Origin of the sequence: Rhizobium sp. SRDI969, from assembly GCF_025152725.1 — a bacterium.
Taxonomy (GTDB): Bacteria; Pseudomonadota; Alphaproteobacteria; order Rhizobiales; family Rhizobiaceae; genus Rhizobium; species Rhizobium leguminosarum_I.
Window position 1 is genome coordinate 107850 of sequence record NZ_CP104036.1, and the last position, 23223, is coordinate 131072.

General features: G+C 59.8%; 24 protein-coding genes, 1 tRNA gene and 1 rRNA gene. 20 read left to right on the forward strand and 6 right to left on the reverse strand.

The window, feature by feature from the left end; genetic code table 11:
- Positions 1-33: 33 nt before the first annotated feature.
- From N2A41_RS24705 to N2A41_RS24715, 3 genes are all read right to left on the reverse strand, one after another.
- Positions 34-954 (reverse strand): alpha/beta hydrolase, encoded by a 921-nt coding sequence (locus N2A41_RS24705; RefSeq protein WP_050561859.1) that lies wholly within the window; start codon positions 952-954, stop codon positions 34-36.
- 74 nt (positions 955-1028) lie between these two features.
- Complete coding sequence (locus tag N2A41_RS24710; protein WP_017967790.1) at positions 1029-1526, reverse strand: DUF4142 domain-containing protein; 498 nt, start codon at positions 1524-1526, stop codon at positions 1029-1031.
- Positions 1527-1590: 64 nt separating this feature from the next.
- Positions 1591-2415, reverse strand: coding sequence for a manganese catalase family protein (locus N2A41_RS24715; RefSeq protein WP_017967789.1), 825 nt, complete (start codon positions 2413-2415; stop codon positions 1591-1593).
- A gap of 195 nt (positions 2416-2610) precedes the next feature.
- On the opposite strand from N2A41_RS24715, the gene N2A41_RS24720 reads away from it, so the two are divergent.
- Together N2A41_RS24720 and N2A41_RS24725 are read left to right on the forward strand one after the other, a co-directional pair.
- Complete coding sequence (locus tag N2A41_RS24720; RefSeq protein ID WP_162118918.1) at positions 2611-3123, forward strand: ferritin-like domain-containing protein; 513 nt, start codon at positions 2611-2613, stop codon at positions 3121-3123.
- A 655-nt stretch (positions 3124-3778) separates the two neighbouring features.
- A complete protein-coding gene (locus N2A41_RS24725; protein ID WP_260111325.1) occupies positions 3779-5164 on the forward strand; it encodes a sensor histidine kinase in 1386 nt (461 codons plus the stop codon).
- A gap of 710 nt (positions 5165-5874) precedes the next feature.
- Here N2A41_RS24725 and N2A41_RS24730 read toward each other — a convergent pair.
- Entirely contained in the window at positions 5875-6402 is a 528-nt protein-coding gene (locus N2A41_RS24730) for a sigma-70 family RNA polymerase sigma factor (protein ID WP_017967784.1), read from the reverse strand.
- Between the two features lie 275 nt (positions 6403-6677).
- Positions 6678-6998, reverse strand: coding sequence for a hypothetical protein (locus N2A41_RS24735; RefSeq protein WP_017967783.1), 321 nt, complete (start codon positions 6996-6998; stop codon positions 6678-6680).
- A gap of 225 nt (positions 6999-7223) precedes the next feature.
- Here N2A41_RS24735 and N2A41_RS33480 point away from each other — a divergent pair, with 225 nt between their 5' ends.
- From N2A41_RS33480 to N2A41_RS24745, 4 genes are all read left to right on the forward strand, one after another.
- Positions 7224-7334 (forward strand): hypothetical protein, encoded by a 111-nt coding sequence (locus tag N2A41_RS33480; RefSeq protein ID WP_441005725.1) that lies wholly within the window; start codon positions 7224-7226, stop codon positions 7332-7334.
- A 13-nt stretch (positions 7335-7347) separates the two neighbouring features.
- A complete protein-coding gene (locus N2A41_RS33485; protein WP_441005724.1) occupies positions 7348-7512 on the forward strand; it encodes a poly-gamma-glutamate hydrolase family protein in 165 nt (54 codons plus the stop codon).
- Positions 7513-7623: 111 nt separating this feature from the next.
- Positions 7624-7842 carry a type II toxin-antitoxin system MqsR family toxin gene (locus tag N2A41_RS24740; protein ID WP_260111326.1) on the forward strand — a complete coding sequence of 73 codons (219 nt, stop codon included), beginning with the start codon at positions 7624-7626 and terminating at the stop codon, positions 7840-7842.
- Position 7843: 1 nt separating this feature from the next.
- The gene (locus tag N2A41_RS24745; RefSeq protein ID WP_222387214.1) at positions 7844-8275 is read left to right on the forward strand and encodes a type II toxin-antitoxin system MqsA family antitoxin; all 432 of its coding nucleotides are present in this window, start codon (positions 7844-7846) and stop codon (positions 8273-8275) included.
- 207 nt (positions 8276-8482) lie between these two features.
- On the opposite strand, the gene N2A41_RS24750 is transcribed toward N2A41_RS24745, so the two are convergent.
- Complete coding sequence (locus tag N2A41_RS24750; RefSeq protein WP_260111327.1) at positions 8483-9187, reverse strand: transcriptional regulator NanR; 705 nt, start codon at positions 9185-9187, stop codon at positions 8483-8485.
- A 138-nt stretch (positions 9188-9325) separates the two neighbouring features.
- Between N2A41_RS24750 and oiaX the strand changes: the two genes are divergently transcribed.
- The 14 genes from oiaX to N2A41_RS24820 all read left to right on the forward strand — a co-directional run bounded on the left by oiaX (position 9326) and on the right by N2A41_RS24820 (position 23161).
- Positions 9326-10621 carry a 3-oxo-isoapionate-4-phosphate decarboxylase OiaX gene (gene oiaX, locus N2A41_RS24755; RefSeq protein WP_246709907.1) on the forward strand — a complete coding sequence of 432 codons (1296 nt, stop codon included), beginning with the start codon at positions 9326-9328 and terminating at the stop codon, positions 10619-10621.
- Positions 10622-10626: 5 nt separating this feature from the next.
- Positions 10627-11964, forward strand: a complete 1338-nt coding sequence (locus tag N2A41_RS24760) for a four-carbon acid sugar kinase family protein (RefSeq protein WP_222295876.1) — start codon at positions 10627-10629, stop codon at positions 11962-11964.
- 110 nt (positions 11965-12074) lie between these two features.
- Complete coding sequence (locus tag N2A41_RS24765; protein ID WP_260111328.1) at positions 12075-12902, forward strand: phosphogluconate dehydrogenase C-terminal domain-containing protein; 828 nt, start codon at positions 12075-12077, stop codon at positions 12900-12902.
- A 75-nt stretch (positions 12903-12977) separates the two neighbouring features.
- Complete coding sequence (locus tag N2A41_RS24770) at positions 12978-13919, forward strand: D-ribose ABC transporter substrate-binding protein (protein WP_170255515.1); 942 nt, start codon at positions 12978-12980, stop codon at positions 13917-13919.
- Between the two features lie 72 nt (positions 13920-13991).
- Complete coding sequence (locus N2A41_RS24775) at positions 13992-14636, forward strand: DUF2291 family protein (protein WP_222387217.1); 645 nt, start codon at positions 13992-13994, stop codon at positions 14634-14636.
- Entirely contained in the window at positions 14633-16183 is a 1551-nt protein-coding gene (locus tag N2A41_RS24780; RefSeq protein WP_260111329.1) for a sugar ABC transporter ATP-binding protein, read from the forward strand. Before N2A41_RS24775 ends, N2A41_RS24780 begins: the two co-directional genes overlap by 4 nt.
- A complete protein-coding gene (locus N2A41_RS24785; RefSeq protein ID WP_017957302.1) occupies positions 16180-17244 on the forward strand; it encodes an ABC transporter permease in 1065 nt (354 codons plus the stop codon). The genes N2A41_RS24780 and N2A41_RS24785 overlap by 4 nt, the downstream gene beginning before the upstream one ends.
- Position 17245: 1 nt before the next feature.
- Positions 17246-18280, forward strand: coding sequence for a Gfo/Idh/MocA family protein (locus N2A41_RS24790; RefSeq protein WP_260111330.1), 1035 nt, complete (start codon positions 17246-17248; stop codon positions 18278-18280).
- Positions 18277-20139, forward strand: coding sequence for a D-apionate lactonase (gene apnL / locus N2A41_RS24795; RefSeq protein ID WP_222351008.1), 1863 nt, complete (start codon positions 18277-18279; stop codon positions 20137-20139). Before N2A41_RS24790 ends, apnL begins: the two co-directional genes overlap by 4 nt.
- A 55-nt stretch (positions 20140-20194) precedes the next feature.
- Complete coding sequence (locus N2A41_RS24800) at positions 20195-21199, forward strand: dihydroxyacetone kinase subunit DhaK (protein WP_222295826.1); 1005 nt, start codon at positions 20195-20197, stop codon at positions 21197-21199.
- Positions 21200-21202: 3 nt separating this feature from the next.
- On the forward strand, positions 21203-21844 hold the full coding sequence (dhaL, locus tag N2A41_RS24805) for a dihydroxyacetone kinase subunit DhaL (RefSeq protein WP_260111331.1): 642 nt from the start codon (positions 21203-21205) through the stop codon (positions 21842-21844).
- Positions 21845-21908: 64 nt separating this feature from the next.
- The gene (locus N2A41_RS24810; RefSeq protein ID WP_260111332.1) at positions 21909-22418 is read left to right on the forward strand and encodes a GNAT family N-acetyltransferase; all 510 of its coding nucleotides are present in this window, start codon (positions 21909-21911) and stop codon (positions 22416-22418) included.
- A 363-nt stretch (positions 22419-22781) separates the two neighbouring features.
- A 5S ribosomal RNA gene (gene rrf / locus N2A41_RS24815) occupies positions 22782-22896 on the forward strand.
- Positions 22897-23085: 189 nt separating this feature from the next.
- Positions 23086-23161, forward strand: a tRNA-Leu gene (locus N2A41_RS24820).
- The last annotated feature ends 62 nt before the right edge of the window (positions 23162-23223 follow it).

Consider the following 23223-nt stretch of genomic DNA (forward strand, 5'->3'; position numbering starts at 1 on the left):
ACCTCGAAAGACCGGCGCCACGGGGATTGATGCCTAACCCCCTCGGGGAGATTTAGCCTGACCATTGTCAAGGCGGCGCGATATCCACTCCCTGACAAGGCCATTTGCCTTTGCCGCCAACTTCGTGGGAAATCGATTAAAACCATGCGGCGCCTCCGGGAAAACGACGCAGTCGGCGTTACCGTTTTGCTGTTGCCACTGGTGGCTCATTGACAGGCTGTCATCAATGATCGGATCAAGTGCCCCAGCGATGAACAATGCGTGTGGAAGCTTGGACAGATCGGCGAACCGGGGGCCGCGAGCCTCACGTCCGGAAAGGCTCGGCGTCAAACGCTGAAGGTTTCGAAGCGCCGATGGCCCGTCGATGACAAGGCTTCTTCCCGTTGACCGTCGCAGACTTTCCGAGCCCGTCAGATCAAAGCCGCCGCACATGGAAATGAATCCAGCAACGGCTTCCGCCTTGCCGCGTTGGCGCAGATGAAGCAGCGCTTCGGCCGCAAGATGCGCGCCGGACGACTCTCCACCGAGGATGATGCGCTCGACCTGAAGCTCGGCGAGATGCTCGACGAGCCAATCGACTGCCGTCCTGCAGTCGTGCACAGTGTCGTCGAGCCGATCATCGACGGCGTTATGAAAATCGACGGCGGCCACCAGAGTCTGGCAGCGCCCTGCGATCGGGCGGGTAATGCCGTCGTCGAGACGGGCATTACCCATCACCCAGGCACCACCATGGAAATGGACATAGAGGCCATGAGGGGCCCCCTTCGGCACGATCAGCCTTAAGCCGATTTTCCTGCCGTTGGCGGCAGCGAAGCGGCTGACCGCTTCGCCGTGGCGGATCGCTCGATCGGGCACCAGCGACTGCACCGCCTTGGTCATCGCTTGAACGCATTTAGCGTTCCAGCGCCGATCAACGTGATAACGGGGAAGAATTCCGAGGACGGCATTAAACATTCGGGCGCGGCTAAGTTCTTGCGTGGTGAAGGACAGTGTCCCCTCACCTGCTTCGTCCCCGATCGTCGCTCCTCTCACTTCGAGGTCAGCCCTTCTATTCTCGTCAGGTGCATTCTCAGATCGGGCAGAATCTTCTGCGAGGCCCGCTTCAATGCCCCATCCGGGCCATTTTTCGAATAATCTGAAAAGAGCCCCACGGCCTCCTGATGCGCAGTCACCTGCGTCGAAAGATAGGCTTGGTCCAGGTTTTCCCGGTCGCTTTGCTGCAGCGCTTCGAGCTTCTTCTTGTGCTCATCGTCGAGGGCAGCTGGCGGTTGGACTCCATCTTCGTTGGCGGCGTCCGCCAGAATAGGGCCGGCTCGCCCATGATCTTTCAACATATCGCCGGCGAACTGCTTTGCATCTTCGGCCGCGCCCCTGGCGACTTCAATCTCGGCGGTTTTGAGTTCGAACATGTTTGACATCGCGGCGCGGGTGGCGAAATCCACTGCCTTTTGACGGGCAGCGTCATCGGCAGCCAAGGCGGGCGTTGCGATCAGCAAAACAAAGCAAAGATTGAATTTGAGCTTCATCGTTATTCTCCAAGTGCGCAGGGCGAAGACGGGCGAAGGACCAATCGCCCGCCCACTTTCCGGCTCAACTCTGCTCGGCTTGTGCGCCGCTATCAGGCTTTGCGGGGCCAAGAACGGGCTTCTGTCCCATGGGCTGCGGCACCATTGTCTTGAAGCTTCCCTTGCCGTCGATCGACTTGCCGTTGGACCATCGTCCCGGTACCGGCTCGCTGCCATCCTGCTGAAATCCAAGATAGGCGTAGCTGAACTCCTGCAGCTCTTTCTCCTGAGGGAAGCTGTTGGGGATCGGGAAGACCTTCGATGGCCCGCCCAGCTCCTCGAGTGCCGCCATCCATTGGTTTTGGTGCATGGTATCGCGGGCGATGAGGTAGGAGAGCATCTCCTTCATCCCGCGATCATTGGTGAGGTTGAACAGTCGCGTCGCCAACACACGACCGGTGGATTCCGCAGCGACATTCGCGGTCATATCGGCTGCGATATTGCCGCTGGCATAGATGTGCGACATGTCGAACGGGACGCCGTCCGAATCGACGGGCATGGCCGAAAGACCGGCCGAAAGAAGGCTTTTCATGTTCAGTCCACCGAGAACCGCGCTTGCCACGGGGTCTGCCGCAACTTCTTCCTTAACCGAGACAGGCGCGCCTTCGAGGTTCAGCGCCACCGCGGTCGCCAGCATCTCGATATGCCCGAGTTCTTCCGCCGCCGTGTTCATCAACAGGTCCCGAAACTTCGGGTTGCCGCGGGCGCCGCACGCTTGAAAGAAATATTGCATGGCAACCCTGATCTCGCCCTCGACCCCGCCGATCGCCTGTTGCAGCGCGCGGGCGAAATGGGGATCGGGCGTCTCGACCCGCACCGGGAACTGCAGCTTTCCATCAGTGTAAAACATTCAACTCTCCTTCTTGAGGGGCGCTCGCCACATCCGACGAGTGGACCTGACATTCAGAAGCTGCCCCAACAACAAATCTGAGAGGCAGTTCCCGCCGTTCGGAAATATCCGGGAATTGGATACCGTGTTTCGGGCCGAGGTGCGGAACCAGGGCGGTTGATCGTGGTTAGGCGTCAACCAACAAGGAGGACTAAAATGCCAGGAACCGAGATTAGGGAAGTCTTCATCGCCGGTTTGAAAAATGCCCACGCCATGGAAAACCAGGCGCTCAGCATCATGAAACCGCAGCTCAAACGCATAGAGAATTACCCGGAGGTTGCCCAACGGCTCGACGCGCATATCCGGGAAACCGACGGGCAGATCGTCCGTCTGGAGGAGATCCTTGACAGTCTGAACGAGGACAAGTCGACGCTGAAAGATATGGCGCTATCCTTCACAGGGTCCATGGCAGCCCTCGGCCATACGGTTGCAGGCGACGAAATCCTGAAGAATTCGTTCGCCAATTTCGCCTTCGAAAATTACGAAGCGGCAGCTTACAAGTCGCTGCTGGTGGTTGCCGAGTCAGGTGGATATGGCGCCGCCATGACTGGGCTTCGGGCAAATCTGAACGAGGAGTTGGCAATGGCTGAATGGCTCAATGACAATCTGGTCGCTGTCACGGAAAAGTTTCTCTCGCTGCGACAGGTGGGCGAGACGGCGAAGGTCTAGGTTCGGCATGACCAATCAACTTCCCCTGTCCGAGACCGACCTTGCCCCGACGAGGAAATCGGCGCGAAAACATCGTGGCCTCGCTAGCCAGCTTCTCTCAAGCCGCAAGCTCGTCAACTGCCTGACCAATTGAGCCACAGGTAACATCGCTTGGTTGTAGGTCAATCCGCCGCACAAACTGAAAAAGGAGAGTTTACTCGCGGGCCGAGAACGACCTCGATCCCCGCCTTTCTGCCCTCATGGCTCGTCGCGACCATGGAACAGATACCGCTGCCCAGGAAATAGTGGCTTACCGGCTTCCTGAAACCGACAAGGCCAAAATCGCGCGGGAGAGAGACTGACTCGAGAATGCTCTCTAGAACCGGAAGTTCCGGATCCGCCAACCGCAATAGGATGAGATTTTCGCTTTTGAAAGGTTGCATCGCTCTGCCCGCCTTGTTTGGCAAGAGCACGCGGTCTCCCAGCCGCGAGCGCCATGAAGTCTGCTGGGCGATGACGAACCCCGAAGGATGGCCAATTGCGATACATTTGACCTACGGCGCCTCTTCAGCACGAGGGTCGCCGACCGGGTTTGGTACGCAATCGGACGCGTCGAGAAATTCCTTTAGCAGGTGCTAAAGTTTCACCTAAGGTAATCCGGCTGGGGGGCACTGGTATGGATCAATATTCCTTCCCGAGCGACGAAGCTGAAATCTATCGCCACATTGTCGAGAGCGCGCTGGACTACGCAATCTTTGCCATGGATCTCGATGGCACTGTGGCGACCTGGAGTGCTGGTGCGGAACAACTCTTCGGCTATTCGGCATCCGAGATGATCGGGCAAAATGGGATCATCGTCTTTTCGTTCGAGGATCAGCTCGCCGGAGCACCGCTCAAAGAGAGGCGGCTTGCGCTAGCTAACGGTCGCGCCGACGACAATCGGTGGCACGTCAGAAAAGACGGCAGCATGTTCTGGGCGTCAGGGTTGATGATGCCGCTTCGCAACGACGTGGGCGGGATTTACGGCTTGATCAAAATCGTCCGGGACCGGACCCTGACGCTTCAGCAGGACGAAGCGTTGCGCGCCAGCGAGGAACGCCTCCAGCTTATTCTCAAAAGTGCAATCGATTATGCGATCTTCGCCTTTGATCAAGATGGGCGGATCATCAGCTGGAACACCGGGGCTTGCCGTATTTTTGGCTATCAGGAAGATGAGATTCTCGGTCACGATGCACGCATTCTCTTCGTACCGGAAGACCGTACCGAGGGCGACGGGGCGCTTGATCGCGAGATGGAGACGGCGCGTGAGCGCGGTCGTGCTGAAAACGAACGATTTCACTTGCGTAAGGACGGATCGACCTTCTGGGGCAGCGGATTGACCATGCCGCTGCGCGCCCATCATCAAAAAGCCGGGTATCTCAAGGTACTGCGAGATGACACCGCGCGTCACTTTGCAGATGAGCACCAGCAAATCATGATGCGCGAGATGAGTCATCGCGTCAAAAACAGCCTCGCACTTGTCGCTGCGATGCTCGCGATGCAGGCCCGCTCGGCCGAACATCAGGAAGTGGCAGCGGCCTTGCGCGATGCTGAAGCGCGTGTCGGCACCATTGCCCAGGTTCACGACCAATTGTGGCGCCAACCGAACATCGAAACGGTGGAACTGGCGGATTTTCTGTCGAGCCTGTGTCAGCGCCTGCAGCAGGCGGCGTCAAAGCACACGGTTTCGGTCGACGCGGATGCGTGCGTTATCGATGCAGACCGGGCAATCCAGCTTGCCCTTCTCGTCAACGAACTGGTGACGAATGCCTTTAAGCACGCTTATGCCGATATTTCAGGCACCGTCACCGTCCGTGCGCGCGCCACCACCGACGAAATCTGCCTTGAAATCGCCGATGATGGAAAAGGATTCCCGGATGGATTTTCCGTCTGCGAAAATGGTGGCAAGAGCTTGGGCATGAAACTCGTGCGCGTTCTGGCGCAGCAGCTGAGGGCCGAGCTTCACATCGAGAATCGGCGGCCCGGCGCGAGTTTTGTGATCCGTGTACCCCGAAATCCGTGACAGGGTTCCCGGCAGCCCGAAAGCTTTGCCAAAACTGCTCAAAGGCCAAATATGGATATGGCTGCTGTCTTAAGGCGCAAGCTGTTATTACCGAGATCACAAAGATGCCGGTATGAGCGCAGGCTCCCTCCCGCTGGAAAGTGGCCTTGCCGCACCGGATCAGGGTATTGTTCATAACTTGCTATTGAAGGTTTGCCCACCGAGGCCTTTGAACCGCCGGCCGCCGATGCCAGACCGTCGAGCTGCCATTGAGACATGTGCTGGTCGAGTCCGACCAGCCGAACGAGCATGCCTGATTGGTCGAAAGCGGTCTGGTATCGATGGTGGCGACGAACGTCGAAGACGAAGCGAGGTCGGACATGCCGGATATGAGGGCATGGCAGGACTGCATGTCATCGAAGGAATGAGAGCGATTAGGTCGACCCGCGCCAACGTCAGGATTCTCGACCGAGAAAGGCTGGAGGAGATCGCTACTGGGAGCTACGTCATTCCGGAACGGGAACCCGGGGGCGTTTGATCGGACTGGCGATCCGGCGTTCCACTAGAGCATGATCCCGAAAAGTGTGAGCGTTTTTCGGACGACATCATGCTCGAACTACACAATGTCGAAGAGGATTCAGACTAAGCCGAACCGGCCTAAAATCATCCTGTTATAGCCGGAGCTTCTGATCGTCTCCAAGAACAGCACGATCAAAAGAACAGGCCGATGATCAGTCGCGAAGATGGTTTCCGAGCATCAACTGCAGGGACTCGCGGGCGCGGCTGACGCGGCTTTTCAGCGTGCCGATCCGGCACCCACACATTCTCGCGGCTTCCTCGTAGCTGTTACCGGCAGCCACCAGTGTCAGGGCGCGGCGCCTGTCGTCGGAAAGAAGTGTGAGTGCCTGCTGCAGTTCGTGTTCCCGCAGCGCCCATTCCTGGGTCGGCGCGCTCGCAATCCGTTCTACCATCACGTCAATTCCCGTCGGTTCGCGTTTCTGTTTGCGATAATTGGTGCAGAACGTGTTTCGAAGGATGGTGAAAAGCCAGGATTTCAAGGAGGTGCCGGGGCGGTAGAGATGAAGCGAGTTCAATGCCTTCAACAAGGTTTCCTGCACAAGATCGTCGATATCGTCGTTGCTGCGCAGGAACCTTCGGGCAAAGACGCGCAATGCCGGCGTCAGTGCAACGATTTCTAGCTCGATTGCGGACTTGTTTTTGTCGTCCGACGCAGAATGTATGGAAGATACTGACGCCATTTTTCTCTCTCTCCGGATGAGAGGGAAAAGTTCTGGACGTCCTAATCGTTGCCGTACGATATCAGACAAACACGTCATTTGACCCGGTCGCCCCGTTTCGCGTTGGTGAATCACGTCATCGCAAAAGGAGAGCAAGCGGCCTCAAGCCGTCGCGCCGCCAGCGGTCCTGCCCGATTGGACCGCTTACTGAAGTTTGCCCATGCAAAACCCCCGAGGTTGGGTTGCCAACTTTCGGGGGTCAGGTTCACGAGGCGGAGTTTTCGTGAAGGAGCCGATCAATTGTTGTGAGCCGCGCAGGCTTCATCCATCGGGGTGGCGTTGCTCGTACCGCCCTGTGTTTGAAGCTTAGCAGAGTTGTTGACCGGATTGGGGCACTTGGTCTTGTCCATCTTCATTGTGCCGCTGGTCGTGGAACCCGTTGTGGTGGTATCCGTTGCCATCGGCTTCTTGGTCTTCGTGTCGCTGGCTGCGCCGCCACCCTGGTCGGCTTGGTTCTTGTCGATGGTGGCACCTGCGGGGGCCGGATTCGATTGGGCGAAGGCGGATGTGGCCATGCCGAGAGCCAATAGTGACGCTGCTACGAGTTTCATACGCATTGTAATGTCCTCCTTGGGATCCTTGCATGCTTGACCCACTCAGAACCACGTTCTTAGATCATTGTTCCGGCTGCAGCCGACAAAATGCACTACCGTGCCCACAGCCATCGCGCGCGGGGGTGCATGAGAAACTGACGGACAAGGATCGGTACGAAAGCCTCGAGGCGCTATCCGCCTCCGAACAGGAGGGCGTCGACTTTCGGATCGTACCGTACTTCCGTTGCCATCGTCGCTCCGCACGGCAGCCATATAGAACCGCACACGTCTGAAATCGCCGTCAGCCATCGACGGCGAGGATTTTTCGCTTTTATTCATTCGAAGGCTGAGTCCGGCTGAACATCATCGCGAGTTGCACGTCATCTCGGATCGGTTCGACGAACCGCGGGCGCTCGCGCTGGTCGAGGCCTGCAAAACTGTGTTGGGCGTGCATGGGCGAGCAGATGACGCCGACGCCGATGACGCCTGGTTCGGTGGCCTCAATTTGCAACACGTGACCGGATCATCGCCGCGCTGATCGGTGCCGGATTCGCCGCCGTGGCCGGGCGACCCGGCAGAGTCTGGCGGGCGGCGCCCGCAACAATTTCTGCAACCGCTGCAAGAGCCGCAAAGGCGCCCAGCTCCAAATTTGCCCGATGCAGTAGCACTGGGCTTCTACCGCAATGGCATTGCCGATGCCATCCATGGGATGAACAGGCGGATGTTCTACAAGTCGATGACGACCTTCGCCGATCATCGAGTCTGTCAGGACGTCTATCATGTCTCGGCACAGGGAATGGTGCTTTACATGAAGTTTCAGGCGGACGTGGTGACAGAGTTCACGCTCATCTCGTTCAAGGAGAAATGAGATGGCAGTTGCGGAAAGGATATATCCGGAGACGATGGTCTCTCCCGAAACTGGGGAGACACTGCATCGCGACGTCCGGCCGTTCATCGTGACCTACAAGGGCAAAAGCATCACGGTCGAGCTGCCGGGCTACTATCGGGAGAGCGGCGACGAGGGAGTTCATGTCGGTAACGACATGGCCGTGACCGATCTTGCACTCCGGGCGCTGAAGGAAGAGATCGACGGCGTTCCATCGCCATCGACGATCCAGAGGATCCGGCGGAAGCTGAAACTCTCCCAGCGCGAAGCCGGCGGTCTGCTCAAAGTCGGCGAAAACGCCTTCGACAAATATGAACGGGGACTGATGGAGCCGAGTGGCCCGACGAGCCAGTTGCTGCGTCTCCTCGATCGCCACCCCGAGATGATCGAGGAACTGCGCCAGCCGGCGACATGAAAACGGCCGCCGCGCCATTCGAAGCGGTCAGCCTGTTGCATACTGTCAATCAGGCTGCTTTCGCGCCGGCGTCATCGAGACCTTCGATCGGCGTCCAGCGCGAAGCCGTCTTCGTCGGCTTTACCACGACCGCATGAATGGAGTCTCTCATGTCCAAGGGCCCCATGACGCCAGGGATGGTTCCGACGGGGGTCAAGGGAATAGCGACTACTTCGCGTAAAGCGCTCGCGACCGCTCGAGATGCTTGAGGAGTGCCGTTTCCGAGCCATCCACGTCGTTTGCTTCAAGGCGGTCGACGATTTCGTCGTGTTCGGCGAGCGTGAATTTTTCCTTGCCGGTCCAGATCAGCATCTCGGTATGATATTCCTTCAGCCAGGCAAGCATTGCTTCGCTGACGGCAACGTAGATCGGGTTGCCCGATATCTGCGCGATGCGGGTGTGGAATTCCATGTCCGCGTCGATGAACTCTTCAGCCCGCCCAAGCGACATTCGCTGGCGTTCGATAACGTTCCTGAGATCGGCGACATCACTTGCCGAGGCGCGCTGCGCGGCCTCGCGCGCCATGCCCCGCTCAAAGAAGATGCGCGCAGTCTTCAGATATTCCAACGAGTCCGACGATTGCGACAGCATGATCTTGGCAGTGAGATCGACCTGGCGGAATATCGATCTTGCCGTCAGCCTGAGGACCTTCGCCCGCTCGCCATGCGAAATGCTGACAAGACCTTTGTTGGCAAGGGACTGCATGGCCTCCCTGATTGCCGGCCGACCGACACCGAAGCGTTCCATCAGCACACGCTCGGAGGGCATTTCGTCGCCGGGCTGAAGCTCGCCCGAGGTGATCATTCGCTCAAGTCGATCAAACACTTCGTCAGAGAGTTTCCGGCGGACGATTTGTTCGAGGGGCTGGGTCATCACATCTCGCTGGCTCAAAATGTCTCCTCCTAACAGTTTTCCGGGTCGAGAACAAAGCTGTCGGCGAAAATTGCGGATCCGAAGATTCCACTTTTCATCACTTGGAATACTCATTATACCAGATCATGAGTTGACGCCATGGCAATCTCCAGGGCGAGAGGAGCAACCGTCCGTTTCATGATGATTACCCTGACCTACCGTATCGAAACGCCCGGCAGCGTCGAGGCGATGGCGGAAAAGATCGCGAGCGACCAGTCGACCGGCACCTTCGTGCCCGTTCCCGGTGAAACAGAAGAGCTGAAGTCGCGCGTCGCCGCCCGCGTGCTGGCGATCCGCCCCCTCGAAGATACGCGTCATCCGACCTGGCCCGAGGTCGTCCCGGGCACGCTGCTTCGTCGTGCCGATGTCGACATCGCCTTTCCGCTGGACGCGATCGGCACCGACCTTTCGGCATTGATGACCATTGCGATCGGCGGCGTCTATTCTATCAAGGGCATGACCGGCATCCGCATCGTCGACATGACGCTGCCCGACGCGTTCAAAAGTGCGCATCCCGGACCGCAGTTCGGTATCCCTGGGAGCCGTCGGCTCACCGGCGTCGAAGGTCGCCCCATCATCGGAACGATCGTCAAACCGGCGCTTGGCCTCAGACCACATGAGACGGCAGAACTCGTCGGCGAGCTGATCTCATCCGGCGTCGACTTCATCAAAGATGACGAAAAACTAATGAGCCCGGCCTATTCGCCGCTCAAGGACCGCGTTCAGGCGATCATGCCGCGCATACTCGATCACGAGCAGAAGACCGGCAAGAAGGTGATGTATGCCTTCGGCATCTCGCATACAGACCCTGACGAGATGATGCGCAACCACGACATCGTCGCCACTGCCGGCGGCAACTGCGCCGTCGTCAACATCAACTCGATCGGGTTCGGCGGCATGAGCTTTCTGCGCAAGCGCTCCAACCTGGTGCTGCACGCGCATCGAAACGGTTGGGATGTGCTGACGCGCGATCCGGGCGCCGGCATGGATTTCAAGGTCTACCAGCAATTCTGGCGGCTGCTGGGCGTCGACCAGTTCCAGATCAACGGCATCAGGGTCAAGTATTGGGAACCGGACGACAGTTTCGTCTCGTCCTTCAAGGCCGTCAGCACGCCGCTCTTTGACGCCTCCGATTGCCCGCTTCCGGTTGCCGGTTCAGGCCAGTGGGGTGGACAGGCGCCGGAGACCTATCAACGGACCGGTCGCACCGTCGATCTTCTCTATCTCTGCGGCGGCGGCATCGTCAGCCACCCCGACGGACCGGCCGCCGGCGTTCGGGCCGTGCAACAGGCCTGGCAGGCAGCAGTCGCAGATATCCCGTTGGAGGTCTATGCAAAAGATCATCCGGAGCTCGCTGCCTCGATTGCAAAATTCAGCGACGGCAAGGGCGCGTGACCGCGATGCATGGACCTCTCGTCAGCTATTACGGGGACGACTTTACCGGCTCCACCGACGTGATGGAGGCCCTGGCCTCGAACGGCGTGTCGACCGTGCTCTTCCTCGACATTCCGACGCCGGAACTGCTCGCGCGTTTTGGAGATTGCCGTGCAATCGGCATTGCCGGGACAAGCCGCAGTGAGACCCCCTTATGGATGCAAGAGCACCTTGCGCGCGCTTTCGAGTGGCTGAATTCGCTCGGCGCTGACATCTGCCACTACAAGGTCTGCTCGACCTTCGATTCCAGCCCCGAAATCGGCAATATCGGCAAGGCGATCGAAATCGGCCGATCGGTCTTCGGCCAATCCGTCGTGCCCGTCATCGTCGGCGCTCCGCAACTGAAGCGCTATACGGCATTCGGCAACCTCTTTGCCGCTTACCAGGGCCGGATCTTTCGCATCGACCGCCATCCCGTCATGAGCCGCCATCCAGTCACACCGATGGACGAGGCGGACCTTGCGGTGCACCTGTCGAAGCAGACCCGCCTTCCCGTCATGCTCGCCGATCTCGTCGCCATCGCGGCGAAGGATGCCGATGCGCGTATCGACGGGCTGACGTCGGGTTCAGAGGGGATACTGCTCATCGACGTCGATTCCGAGGCGACGCAGGAGGCCGCGGGCCGGCAGTTGCTTCGTGCCGCCGGCCGTTCGGGAAGCTTCGTCGCCGGCTCCTCGGGGATCGAATATGCCCTGCTCAGCGCATGGCGGCGGAGCGGCTTCATCGGCGAAAGCAGCGCCGAGTTTCCTGATATCGGCCCTGTCGACCGCCTCGCCGTCGTATCGGGCAGCGTATCGCCGACGACCGAGCGCCAGATCCGGTCGGCTGTCGAGAACGGCTTCGAGAGCATCGCGCTCGATCCACTTGCACTGGTCTCGGAGCATGGCGACGACGCGGTAAATGCTGCCGTGGAGGCTGGAACCCAGCAGCTTAGACAGGGCAAGAGCATCATCCTGCACACGGCGCTTGGACCGTCCGCGGATCGCGGCGCCGACATCGACAGAATTCCGGGGGCTCGTCACCGGCTCGGCGGCGCGCTCGGCGCGATCTTGCGCCGCCTGATCGAGAACGAAGGGCTTTCACGTGCGGTCGTCGCAGGCGGCGACACATCAAGTCACGCACTCAGGCAGTTGAAGATCGACGCGCTGACGACGCTTCTGCCGCTGCCTCAGACGCCTGGTTCTCCGCTTTGCCTTGCGCATGGCGACTATCAGCCGACCAACGGCCTGCAGATCGCCCTCAAAGGCGGTCAGGTCGGGACTGACGGCTATTTCACGCAGATCCGCGATGGAAGGAAACACTGATGGTTTCACGATCCGGTTTGGCGCAGAAAAAAGGTCGGATCAAGTGATATGGTGATTGACTCATCATACCAGTATGTGATCCTATCCAGAAACGGAAAAGGTGAGGAAACATGACTAAGATTGCCCTCTTCGGCGCAGGCGGGAAAATGGGATACCGGCTCGCCAAAAATCTCAAAGGCTCGCGTTTCGAGGTCCGCCATGTCGAGGTAAGCGACGCAGGCAAGGCTCGTTTGAAGAATGATCTCGGTGTCGATTGCGTATCCGTCGATGTCGGGCTCGACGGCGCCGAGGTGGTGATCCTTGCCGTGCCGGACACGGCGATCGGAAAAGTCGCGGCAGGCATCGTCGACAAGCTCGCATCAGGCACCATGGTGATCGCGCTTGACGCTGCGGCTCCCTTTGCCGGCCACCTGCCGAAGCGCGATGATCTTACCTACTTCGTCACCCATCCCTGCCATCCGCCGATCTTCAACGACGAGACGGACATGCAGGCGAAAAAGGACCACTTCGGCGGCCTCTTCGCCAAGCAGCATATCGTCTCGGCACTAATGCAGGGTCCCGAAAGCGCCTACGCGCTTGGTGAGGAGATCGCCAAGCTGATCTGGGCCCCAGTCATGCGCTCGCACCGGGTCACGGTCGACCAGCTTGCGATGCTCGAACCAGGCTTGTCGGAAACCGTCTGCGCATCGCTGCTGGTCGTCATGCGAGAGGCCATGGACGAATGCGTGGCACGCGGCGTCCCTGAACAGGCCGCCCGCGACTTCCTGCTCGGCCATATGAACGTGCTCGGCGCGGTCATTTTCAAGGAAGTCGACGGCGTGTTTTCAGATGCCTGCAACAAGGCGATCGAGTTCGGGATCCCGGCGCTGATGCGCGACGACTGGAAAAAGGTATTCGAACCGCAGGAGATCGCCGAAAGCATCCGGCGCATCACCTGAACCGGCTTGGGGAGGCAAGCCCTCCCCTCAACCGCCCCAGGGAGAAGGGGCTTCATTCACAACAGGGAGGAAAATATGAAACTGACGCGCAGACTGACACTTGCAGCTTTTGCCGGCGCATTGGCGCTCGGAACGGCTCTTCCGGCCTTTTCGGCCGATCTCATCGCCATCATCACGCCGGCGCATGACAATCCCTTCTTCAAGGCCGAAGCGGTCGGCGCCGAAGCCAAGGCTAAGGAGCTCGGCTACGAAACGCTGCTCATGACGCATGACGACGACGCCAACAAGCAGTCCGAAATGATCGACACGGCGATCGGGCGCGGCGCCAAGGCGATCATTCTCGACAATGCCGGAGCTGACGCCTCCGTCGCGGCCGTCAAGAAGGCAAAGGATGCAGGAATCCCCTCCTTCCTGATCGACCGCGAAATTAACGCGACCGGCGTTGCCGTCGCCCAGATCGTCTCGAACAACTATCAGGGCGCCCAGCTCGGGGCGCAGGAATTCGTCAAGCTGATGGGCGAGAAGGGCAATTACGTCGAGCTGGTCGGCAAAGAGTCCGACACCAATGCCGGCATCCGCTCGCAAGGCTACCACGACGTCATCGACGACTATCCGGACCTGAAGTCCGTCGCCAAGCAGTCGGCCAACTGGAGCCAGACGGAAGCCTATTCGAAGATGGAAACCATCCTCCAGGCAAATCCCGACATCAAGGGCGTCATTTCAGGGAATGACACCATGGCCATGGGTGCGATCGCTGCGCTGCAGGCGGCTGGCCGCAAGGACGTGATCGTCGTCGGCTTCGACGGTTCCAACGACGTGCGCGACTCCATCAAGTCGGGCGGCATCAAGGCAACGGTCCTGCAGCCTGCTTATGCGCAGGCTCAGTTGGCGGTGGAACAGGCCGACGCCTACATCAAGAACAAGACGACGCCAAAGGAAGAGAAGCAGTTGATGGATTGCGTTCTCATCAATGCCGACAATGCCGGCAAGCTCGAAACCTTCGCCCTGAAGAACTGATCAGCAGCGACTTGCGGAGGGCGCAGCGCTGCGCCCTCCGCAATGCATTTTGCAAGACGTCGAGGTTTAAGCATGTTGAAAGTGAAGGGCGCCCTGCTTGCTGCCATCGTGGCGGCGGCCTTGCCCGGTTGCAAGATCATCAAGACGCCGACGGCTGAGGAAAAGGCGGCAGCAGCGGCCAAGACCGCCTTCGATCCGAATGCAAAGGTCGAGGCGATCTGGCAGTCCGAGGCAGTGCCCTATTTCGAGAAGCGTGCCGGCGACCTGAAAGACGTCATGCAGCTTTCCGCTTCCAGTCCCGACGCCGCCGGCGAGAAATACGGCAATCCCCGCAAGCAGAGCAGCTCGCCATGGACCTATGCGGTGAAGATCACCGGCAAGGTTGTCGCAGCTGATACGGCGTCGCGCGCGGCAACGCTCGATGTCGACGCCGATGGCGACGGCAAGGCCGACGCCAAGGTCCAGATCGGGCCGGCGCTGCGCGGCACGGCGCTGCGCGACACGCTGGAGTTCGTCAATTTCAACGAATTCAAGAACCAGATTGAGTGGGCGCAATTCGGCAAGGCCTTCAACGAGAAGGCCAATACGGCTTTTCTCTTCGCGATCCCGCGCGAAGGTCTGGTCGGCAAGACGGTGACCACAATCGGCGCCTTTCCGCTGCCGAAGAGCGGCGAGCTGCCGCTCATAACGCCTTCGGAACTGAAGGTCGGCCCATGACCACAGGAGAGGCACAAAAAGACGACATCATCCTGCGGCTCGACGATGTGTCGAAGGTCTATTCTGGCATCGTCGCCGTCAAGCGCGCCAATCTTGAGCTGCGCCGCGGCGCAGTGAATGTCCTTGTCGGCGAAAACGGTGCAGGCAAGTCTACCCTGATGAAGATCATCGCCGGTGTCGAGCGTCCGACGCTCGGCCGCATCATTCTGGATGGCAAGCCTGTCTCCTTCGACAGCCCGGCCGATGCGCAGGCGCACGGCATCGGCATGATCTTCCAGGAGCTCAATCTCTTTGCCAACATGTCGGTCGCCGAGAATATTTTCGCCAGGCGTGAGATCACCCGCGGCATCCTCGGGATCGATCACAAGGCACAGGTTCAAAAGGCCAATGCGTTCTTGAACCGTCTGGATGCCGGGATCGAGGCGGATACGATGGTCGAGGATTTGCCGATCGGCCAGCAGCAACTCGTCGAGATCGCCAAGGCGATGTCATTGAATGCCCGGATCCTGATCATGGACGAGCCGACGTCGGCGCTTTCGGCAGCCGAAGTCGAGATCCTGTTCAAGGTGATCGCCGAACTGAAGGCACAGGGTGTCGCAATCGTCTATATCTCCCACCGGCTCGAAGAGCTGATGCGCATCGGCGACTACATCACCGTGCTGCGTGACGGTCACGTCACCGGTGAAGCAATGGTCCGCGACATCGACACGCGCTGGATCGTGCGCTCGATGATCGGCTCGGATGCCAAGGATTTTGCAAAATCCGTGGACCACGTCGTCGGAGCCGAGATGTTTCGCGCCGAAAATATCAGCCTGCCGCGGCCGACAGGCGGTCTTTCGGTCAACGATGTCTCGCTGTCCGTCAAGGCAGGCGAAATCCTCGGCATCTACGGTCTGATGGGTGCAGGCCGCAGCGAATTCTTCGAATGCGTGATCGGTCGCCACACACACTCGACCGGCAAGATCTTCATCGACGGCAAGCAGGTTCGTGCCCGCGACACCACGCGGCGCATCCGCCGCGGCCTTGCGCTCATTCCGGAAGACCGGCAACGCGAAGGTCTGGTCCAGGTGCTCTCGATCGCCTCTAATCTGACGCTGGCGAGCCTTGGCCGCTTCACCCGGCTCTTTCATATCGACAGGGGTGCGGAGAAGAGTGCCGTTCGCGATGCAATCCGCGATCTTTCGATCAAGGCGCCGAACCCGGATTTCGAGGTGACCTCAATGTCCGGCGGCAATCAGCAGAAGGTCGTCATCGGTAAGGCGTTGATGACCAATCCAAAGGTGCTGCTGATGGACGAGCCGAGCCGCGGCATCGATGTCGGCGCCAAGGCCGATGTGTTCCGAACCATGCGGCGGCTGGCGGCAAACGGGCTCGCCATTTTGTTTTCGACTTCCGACCTCGAAGAGGTCATGGCGCTTTCCGATCGCATCGCGGTCTTGAGCAACGGCCAGCTGGTGGCCGTCTTCGACCGCAACGAGGCGACGGAAGAAGCCATCATCGCGGCTTCGGCCAAGGGACACGGACATCAAGGGAAAATCGCGTCATGATGGCGGCAACATCAACCACTCTTGCGCCGAAGGGTGCCAACGGCTCGGCGCTTCTGACACTGATGAAGCTCAGGACGTTCATCGCGTTGTTTGCAGTTATCATCTTCTTTGCGATCTTCGCCCCGAACTTCACCTCGACGGCGAACATGATCCTGATGTCGAAGCATGTGGCGCTAAACGCCTTCCTGGCGATGGGCATGACCTTCGTCATCATTACAGGCGGGATCGATCTCTCGGTCGGATCGATCGTCGGGCTTTGCGGCATGGTCGCCGGCGGTCTGATCCTTTACGGCATCGAACTGCCGATCGGTTACACGATCTTTTTCAACCTCTTCGAGATCGTGCTGATCACCTTGTCGATCGGCCTGCTCATCGGGTTGATCAACGGTCTCTTGATCACCAAGCTCAACGTCGCGCCCTTCATCGCCACGCTCGGCACACTCTACATCGCCCGCGGTCTCGCTTTGCTGTCGTCGGACGGGCAGACCTTTCCGAACCTTGTCGGCCGGCCGGAATATGCCACGACCGGCTTCGATTTCTTCGGCGCGGGACGCATTCTTGGTCTGCCGGTGTCGATCTGGATTCTGATCGTGCTGGCGCTGCTGGCCGCCTATGTCGCCCGTTCGACGCCGATCGGCCGTCATATCTTCGCCGTCGGCGGCAATGAGCGGGCCGCGCGCATGTCCGGTATCCGGGTCGATGTCGTGAAAATCTTCGTCTACATGTTCTCCGGACTTTGCGCGGCCATCGTCGGCGTCGTCATCTCCTCCGAACTGATGGCAGCCCATCCGGCGACCGGCGAAAGCTTCGAACTCAATGCAATTGCCGCAGCCGTGCTCGGCGGCACCTCGATGTCGGGCGGCCGCGGCACGATCGGCGGTACGATCATCGGCGCCTTCGTCATAGGCATCCTCTCCGACGGATTGGTGATGATGGGCGTCTCCTCGTTCTGGCAGATGGTCATCAAGGGCCTCGTCATCATCATTGCCGTCGTCGTTGACCAGGCGCAGCGCCGCCTGCAGCAGCGCGTTACCCTCATGCAGATGGCAAAGGCAGGTTGATATGACGGAATTGAAAGGGGCTTTGATCGGTTGCGGTTTCTTTGCGATCAACCAGATGCATGCCTGGAACGACGTTCGGGGCGCCGGCATCGTCGTAATTTGCGATCGCGATCCCGAGCGGCTGAAAATCGTCGGCGATCAGTTCGGCGTCAATCGTCGCTACGGCGATGCCGAGGCTATGTTTGCCGATGGCGGGTTTGATTTCGTCGACATTGCCACAACAGTCCAAAGCCATCGCTTTCTCGTCGAAATGGCGGCGCGGAACAAGGTGCCGACCATCTGCCAGAAGCCATTCGCCAAGACCTTGTCGGACGCGAAGGCGATGGTCGAGGCGTGTCGCAATGCCGGCATACCGCTGATGGTGCACGAGAACTTTCGCTGGCAGACGCCGATCCAGGCGGTGCGCAAGGCGCTGGCGGCCGATGTCATCGGCACGCCCTTCTGGGGCCGCTTCTCCTTCCGTTCGGCCTACGACGTCTTTTCCGGCCAGCCCTATCTCGCCGAAAGCGAACGGTTCATCATCGAAGACCTCGGCATCCATACGCTCGATATCGCCCGCTATATCCTTGGCAACGTTCGATCGCTCACCGCCCGGACCAAACGGGTCAATCCCAATATCAAGGGCGAGGATGTCGCGACCATCCTGCTCGATCATGAAAACGGCGCCACCTCGGTGGTCGACGTCAGCTACGCCACCAAGCTCTCGAAGGAACCGTTCCCCGAGACCTTGATCGAGCTCGACGGTCCGGAGGGCACGATCCGCCTCACCCAGGGTTACGGCCTTGAAGTCACCAACGCCAAGGGCACCACCATCAGTGACGTGTCGCCGAAGCTGCTGTCATGGGCCTCGCGGCCCTGGCACAACATCCAGGAGAGCGTCTACGCGATCCAGCAGCATTGGGTCGATCAGCTGGAGCGCGGCGCGGAACATTCGACGTCGGGGGCCGACAATCTGAAAACTTTTGCGCTCGTTGAGGCCGCCTATGACAGTGCGGCCAGGGGACAGACGATCGATGTCGGAGCGATGCTGCGATGACGATCGATGCGTTCCAGCTCTACGGCACTAATCTCGTCGATCCGCCTTCGGTTCGCCTGAGAGCCGGAAAATTGGAAGCTGATCTCGCCAACGGTAACCTCCGCACCATCCGCTACGATGGAACCGAGGTGCTGCGGGCGATTTCCTATCTTGTTCGCGACCGGGATTGGGGCACTTACAGCCCCGAAATCGCTGATCTCAGGATCGAGCAGAGTGACGATCGTTTCGAGGTCGCCTATCTCGCCCGCTGCGAGGGATCGGAGGATACAAAGCTCATCATCGATGTTCGCATCACCGGAAGTCTGGATCGGCTTGACTTCGAGGCCGAAGCCATCGCCCCCACCGGCTTCGAGACCAACCGCTGCGGTTTCTGCATCCTGCATCCGATCGTCGGCGTGGCAGGTTCACCGGCGACGGTCGAGCATGTCGACGGACGGACCGTGGCAACACGGTTTCCCGATGTCATCGAGCCCTGGCAACCGTTCAAGGACATGCGGGCCATCACCCACGCGGTCATGCCTGGCGTTCAGGCCGAATGCCGGATGGAGGGCGACACCTTTGAGATGGAGGATCAACGGAACTGGTCGGACGCATCGTATAAGACATATGTCAGGCCGCTCGCCCTCCCCTGGCCCTACCGGATTGCCGCTAATCAACCCGTTCGGCAAAAGACGTCGCTGATCTTCAAAGATGCAGGCGATGCCACGCGGCATCCTCCCACTGCGGCGTTAGGTGGCGCCATAAAACTCGAGCTCGGGGCCTGCACCGGCACCATGCCTGATATCGGAGTGATCATCACACCCGAAGAGGCAGATGCAACTCTCTCGGCAAAGTCCTTGCTGTCGGAGATCGCTCCCCAGGAACTCCTCTTCCATTTCGACCCCAGTGCCGGGCACGGCGTCGACGCGCTCGCGCAGTTCGCCGTACTCGCCGCGGCCCATCGCGGCCGCTCGACGCTGGAGATCGCCCTTCCCTGCAGGTCGTCCCCCTCAAGCGAGGCGGCCGAGATTGCCCGCCAGATGCAACTGGCGAAATTCCGGCCGGATGCGATCATGGTCTCGCCTTCCGTCGACCGGCAGTCGACGCCGCCCGGCAGCAAATGGCCGGATTGCCCGCCCCTGGATGAGGTCTATGCTGCAGCCCACGCCGCCTTTCCCGGTATTCGCATCGGCGGCGGCATGCTGAGCTATTTCACTGAACTCAACCGGAAGCGCGTACCCGACGGACAGCTCGACTTCGTCAGCCACTGTACCAATCCGATCGTGCACGCGGCCGACGACCTCAGCATCATGCAGACATTGGAAGCGCTGCCCTTCATCACGCGGTCGGTGCGAGCGATCTATGGCGACAAGCCCTACCGGATTGGTCCATCGACGATCCCGATGCGGCAGAACCCCTATGGCAGCCGCACGATGGACAATTCGGCGGGCGCGCGTATCCCTATGGCCAATCGCGACCCACGCCACAATGGGCGTTTCGCGGAGGCCTTCGCGTTCGGTTACGCGATACGGGTGCTCGATGCCGATCTGGAATGCCTGACGCTCTCGGCCGTGTCAGGCCCGTTCGGTTTGATCGCCGGTCCTGATGAACCGGTGGAGCAAGGCGGTCGGCGGCCGCTATTCAACGCCGTGCACAGATTATCCCGATTGGCTGGCTCATCCTGGCAGGAATGCGTCTCCTCCTCGCCCTCCGAGGTCCTGTCTTTCGTTGCGCGGAATGCCGCAGGCGCCAGGCTTCACGTCGTCAATCTGACGGGCGAAGAACGAAAGGTCGATTGCGGCGCATGCCGGCCGGCAGATGCGGGCAAAGAGTTGCTGCTCGCGCCGTTTGCGACCGCAGCCCTCCCGCTGGCGGATTGACCTTCGGCGGCGCAACCGCATTTATACAGGCGGAGCTCGCACTGGGAGGATCGGCATGAAGACGAAGAAGCTTATCAATGCCGGCGCAGATGCCGTCGATGAGATGCTGCAAGGCGTTCTGGCGGCGCATCCGCGCCATCTGTACGCCGTGGAGAACATGCCCCGCGCGATCATTGCCAGAAACGGGCCCCGCAAGGGCAAGGTCGGCCTGGTCATCGGCGGCGGATCGGGGCACGAACCGACATTTCTGGGGTTTGTCGGCAAGGGGCTGGCGGACGCGGCCGCAATCGGCAACGTCTTCGCGTCGCCGCCGCCCGATCCGATCGTCGCCTGCGCGATGGCGGTCGACGGCGGCGCCGGCGTGCTATTCATGTATGGCAATTATGCCGGCGACGTGATGAACTTCGACATGGCCACCGAGATGCTTGCGCTTGACGAGATCGAAGTGCGCACCGTCCTCACCACAGATGACGTGGCGTCGGCCCCTGCCGATCAGCGGGACAGACGACGCGGCGTCGCGGGAAACGTCTTCATCTTCAAGGCCGCCGGTGCGGCATGCGATCTCCTCTACTCTTTCGATGACGTCGAGCGCGCTGCCCGCCACGCCAACGCGCGGACCTATACGATGGGTGTGGCGCTCTCGCCCTGTTCGCTGCCTCAGACTTTGAAACCGAACTTCCTGATCGGCGACGACGAGATGGAGATCGGCATGGGCATTCATGGCGAGCCCGGCGTGGCGCGTGAGCCGCTGAAATCGGCCGACGTGGTGACCGACGAACTCATGGACAGCATTCTTCGGGAGATGAAGGCGGACCGCGGCGATCGTGTCGCCGTGCTCGTCAATTCGCTGGGCTCGACCCCGATGATGGAACTGTACATCATGATGCGGCGCGTGAAGTCCCGGCTGGACGACGCGGGCCTTATCCTCCATACGTCGCTCGTCGGGAATTACTGCACCTCGCTCGAAATGGCCGGCGCGTCGATCACGATCATGCACCTCGACGACGAGCTTCAGCGATTGATCGACCACCCCTGCGATTGCGCGATGTTTACGAGGTAGTCGATGACATTTACGACCGAAGATCTGCAGCGTTTGTTTGCCGGGATTGCCGAGGATATCGCGGCGGAACGAGATCACCTTTGCGAACTGGACGGTGCCATTGGCGATGGGGATCACGGCCTTGCCATGGATGCCGGCTGCCAGGCCGCGGCGAAAGCGATCGGAGAGCTTGACGCCGGGATCGCGCCGACAGCCGCATTCAACGCCGCGGCAAAGGCATTCCTGAATGCAGTTGGCGCTTCGTCCGGCCCGCTTTATGCCACGGCCTTCATGCGCGCCGGAGCCGCCGCCAAAGACAAGCAGACATTGAGCGATGATGACTTCCTGCGCGTCTTTGCGGCAATGGCAAAGGGAATCCAGGAACGCGGAAAGGCCGAACCCGGTGAAAAGACGATGGTCGACGCGTGGAGGCCCGCTGCCGACGCGGCACTCGAAGCGTGGCAGTCGGGAAAGCCCCTCGCCCAATGCTTGGAGGCAGCGGAGCGCGCGGCGCGGTCAGGCTGTGACGCGACCAGCAACATGACGGCGGCCAAGGGACGGGCTTCGCGATTGGGGGACCGCGTGATCGGACACATCGATCCCGGCGCTGCGTCTGCCGCTATCATCATCGCGGCAATGACAAAATTTACTCGTTCCGTCGATTAATAGAAGGGCACGTCTAAACGATAGTGAAGCAGGGCCTCTCGAGCCGAAACAAGGATGTCAAGACATGCATATTCGAAGGGCCGTCTCTGCTGACGCGGAGGAGCTGAGCAGTCTTTTAAACGAGATCATCCTTGCCGGCGGAACAACCGCACTCGAGACGCCGCTTTCGGCTGCCGAGTTTGCGGACTGGTTCATCGATGGAGAGTTTCCTCTGACCTGCCATGTTGCAGAGCACGATCAGTCGCTCGTCGGTTTTCAGTCCCTGAGCTTATACGGCGATCCGCCGAAAGGCTTCGCCGACATCGCGACTTTTGCCCGTATGCACCCAAGGACCGCAGGCGTCGGCAGCGCTCTCTTCCCCGCAACCCGAGCGGCAGCGGAAGAATTCGGGCTCGAATTCATCAATGCCACCATTCGCGCCGACAATGTCAGTGGCCTTGGCTATTACACAAAGATGGGCTTCGAGACCTATGATCGGCTAATCCAGGTTCCGCTTCAGGACGGCACGCCGGTCGACAGGATCAAGAAACGTTTCAGAGTGCACGGCAAGCACCACACCATATCCGACGCCTGAAACGTGTTCGATGGCGCTGTGGGAGTGCTTGGGCTCCAAGGGCCAGATCGGTTTCAGCCGTCCGCAGCGTCAACGGTTGTCGGAGACGCCGATAGGCCGATACAGCGCGGTTCGGATCTGGCGCATCGATGATGCCAGACTTTTGTCCTGACGCGCCAATGGCGCTGCGGACGGCCCGCGCTACCATGCGCAGACGGCTTCTGGCCTGTATGGCTGCCACAAGCATCTGCAGGTGGAATGGTTCCAAAGACGTGTTCAAAACGAGCGAAAAGGACAGCTGCAAAAATCTATTCGCTACTCGCTATTCCCTATTCGCTCCAAACAAACCTAGCTTCTCAAGACAACAAATTTGCGCTTTGCCGATCGGGTGGTTATGGCGGGGTGGCTGCACCCGTTCCCTTTCCGAACACGTCCGTGAAACGCCTCTGCGCCCATGGTACTTCGTCTTAAGACGCGGGAGAGTAGGTCGCCGCCAGGTCTGCAAAAAGCAACTTATCGCATGCGGCCGGAGCAGTAAGGCTTCGGAAAGCTGCATGCGAAATCAAAGACAATCTTCTCAGAACAAACTACGGCCAAAAGCCGAGACAAAGGGCCGCTCACAAGCGGCCTTTCTGCATTGAATAGGCAGACAAGAAATACCATATTTGCCATAGGCAAAATCAAATAGTGCGGGTGGAGCAGCCTGGTAGCCCGTCAGGCTCAGAACCTGAAGGCCGCAGGTTCAAATCCTGCCCCCGCAACCAAATCTCGGAAATTTGCCCATTGATGTATTGGCCCTTGAGCTCCTCACCATAGCGGTCGAGGA

Coding starts and splice junctions, on each gene's coding strand:
- N2A41_RS24705 (WP_050561859.1), bottom strand. CDS start 954: ATGTTTAATGCCGTCCTCGGAATTCTTCCCCGTTATCACGTTGATCGG.
- N2A41_RS24710 (WP_017967790.1), bottom strand. CDS start 1,526: ATGAAGCTCAAATTCAATCTTTGCTTTGTTTTGCTGATCGCAACGCCC.
- N2A41_RS24715 (WP_017967789.1), bottom strand. CDS start 2,415: ATGTTTTACACTGATGGAAAGCTGCAGTTCCCGGTGCGGGTCGAGACG.
- N2A41_RS24720 (WP_162118918.1), top strand. CDS start 2,611: ATGCCAGGAACCGAGATTAGGGAAGTCTTCATCGCCGGTTTGAAAAAT.
- N2A41_RS24725 (WP_260111325.1), top strand. CDS start 3,779: ATGGATCAATATTCCTTCCCGAGCGACGAAGCTGAAATCTATCGCCAC.
- N2A41_RS24730 (WP_017967784.1), bottom strand. CDS start 6,402: ATGGCGTCAGTATCTTCCATACATTCTGCGTCGGACGACAAAAACAAG.
- N2A41_RS24735 (WP_017967783.1), bottom strand. CDS start 6,998: ATGCGTATGAAACTCGTAGCAGCGTCACTATTGGCTCTCGGCATGGCC.
- N2A41_RS24745 (WP_222387214.1), top strand. CDS start 7,844: ATGGCAGTTGCGGAAAGGATATATCCGGAGACGATGGTCTCTCCCGAA.
- N2A41_RS24750 (WP_260111327.1), bottom strand. CDS start 9,187: ATGACCCAGCCCCTCGAACAAATCGTCCGCCGGAAACTCTCTGACGAA.
- oiaX (WP_246709907.1), top strand. CDS start 9,326: ATGGCAATCTCCAGGGCGAGAGGAGCAACCGTCCGTTTCATGATGATT.
- N2A41_RS24760 (WP_222295876.1), top strand. CDS start 10,627: ATGCATGGACCTCTCGTCAGCTATTACGGGGACGACTTTACCGGCTCC.
- N2A41_RS24765 (WP_260111328.1), top strand. CDS start 12,075: ATGACTAAGATTGCCCTCTTCGGCGCAGGCGGGAAAATGGGATACCGG.
- N2A41_RS24770 (WP_170255515.1), top strand. CDS start 12,978: ATGAAACTGACGCGCAGACTGACACTTGCAGCTTTTGCCGGCGCATTG.
- N2A41_RS24775 (WP_222387217.1), top strand. CDS start 13,992: ATGTTGAAAGTGAAGGGCGCCCTGCTTGCTGCCATCGTGGCGGCGGCC.
- N2A41_RS24780 (WP_260111329.1), top strand. CDS start 14,633: ATGACCACAGGAGAGGCACAAAAAGACGACATCATCCTGCGGCTCGAC.
- N2A41_RS24785 (WP_017957302.1), top strand. CDS start 16,180: ATGATGGCGGCAACATCAACCACTCTTGCGCCGAAGGGTGCCAACGGC.
- N2A41_RS24790 (WP_260111330.1), top strand. CDS start 17,246: ATGACGGAATTGAAAGGGGCTTTGATCGGTTGCGGTTTCTTTGCGATC.
- apnL (WP_222351008.1), top strand. CDS start 18,277: ATGACGATCGATGCGTTCCAGCTCTACGGCACTAATCTCGTCGATCCG.
- N2A41_RS24800 (WP_222295826.1), top strand. CDS start 20,195: ATGAAGACGAAGAAGCTTATCAATGCCGGCGCAGATGCCGTCGATGAG.
- dhaL (WP_260111331.1), top strand. CDS start 21,203: ATGACATTTACGACCGAAGATCTGCAGCGTTTGTTTGCCGGGATTGCC.
- N2A41_RS24810 (WP_260111332.1), top strand. CDS start 21,909: ATGCATATTCGAAGGGCCGTCTCTGCTGACGCGGAGGAGCTGAGCAGT.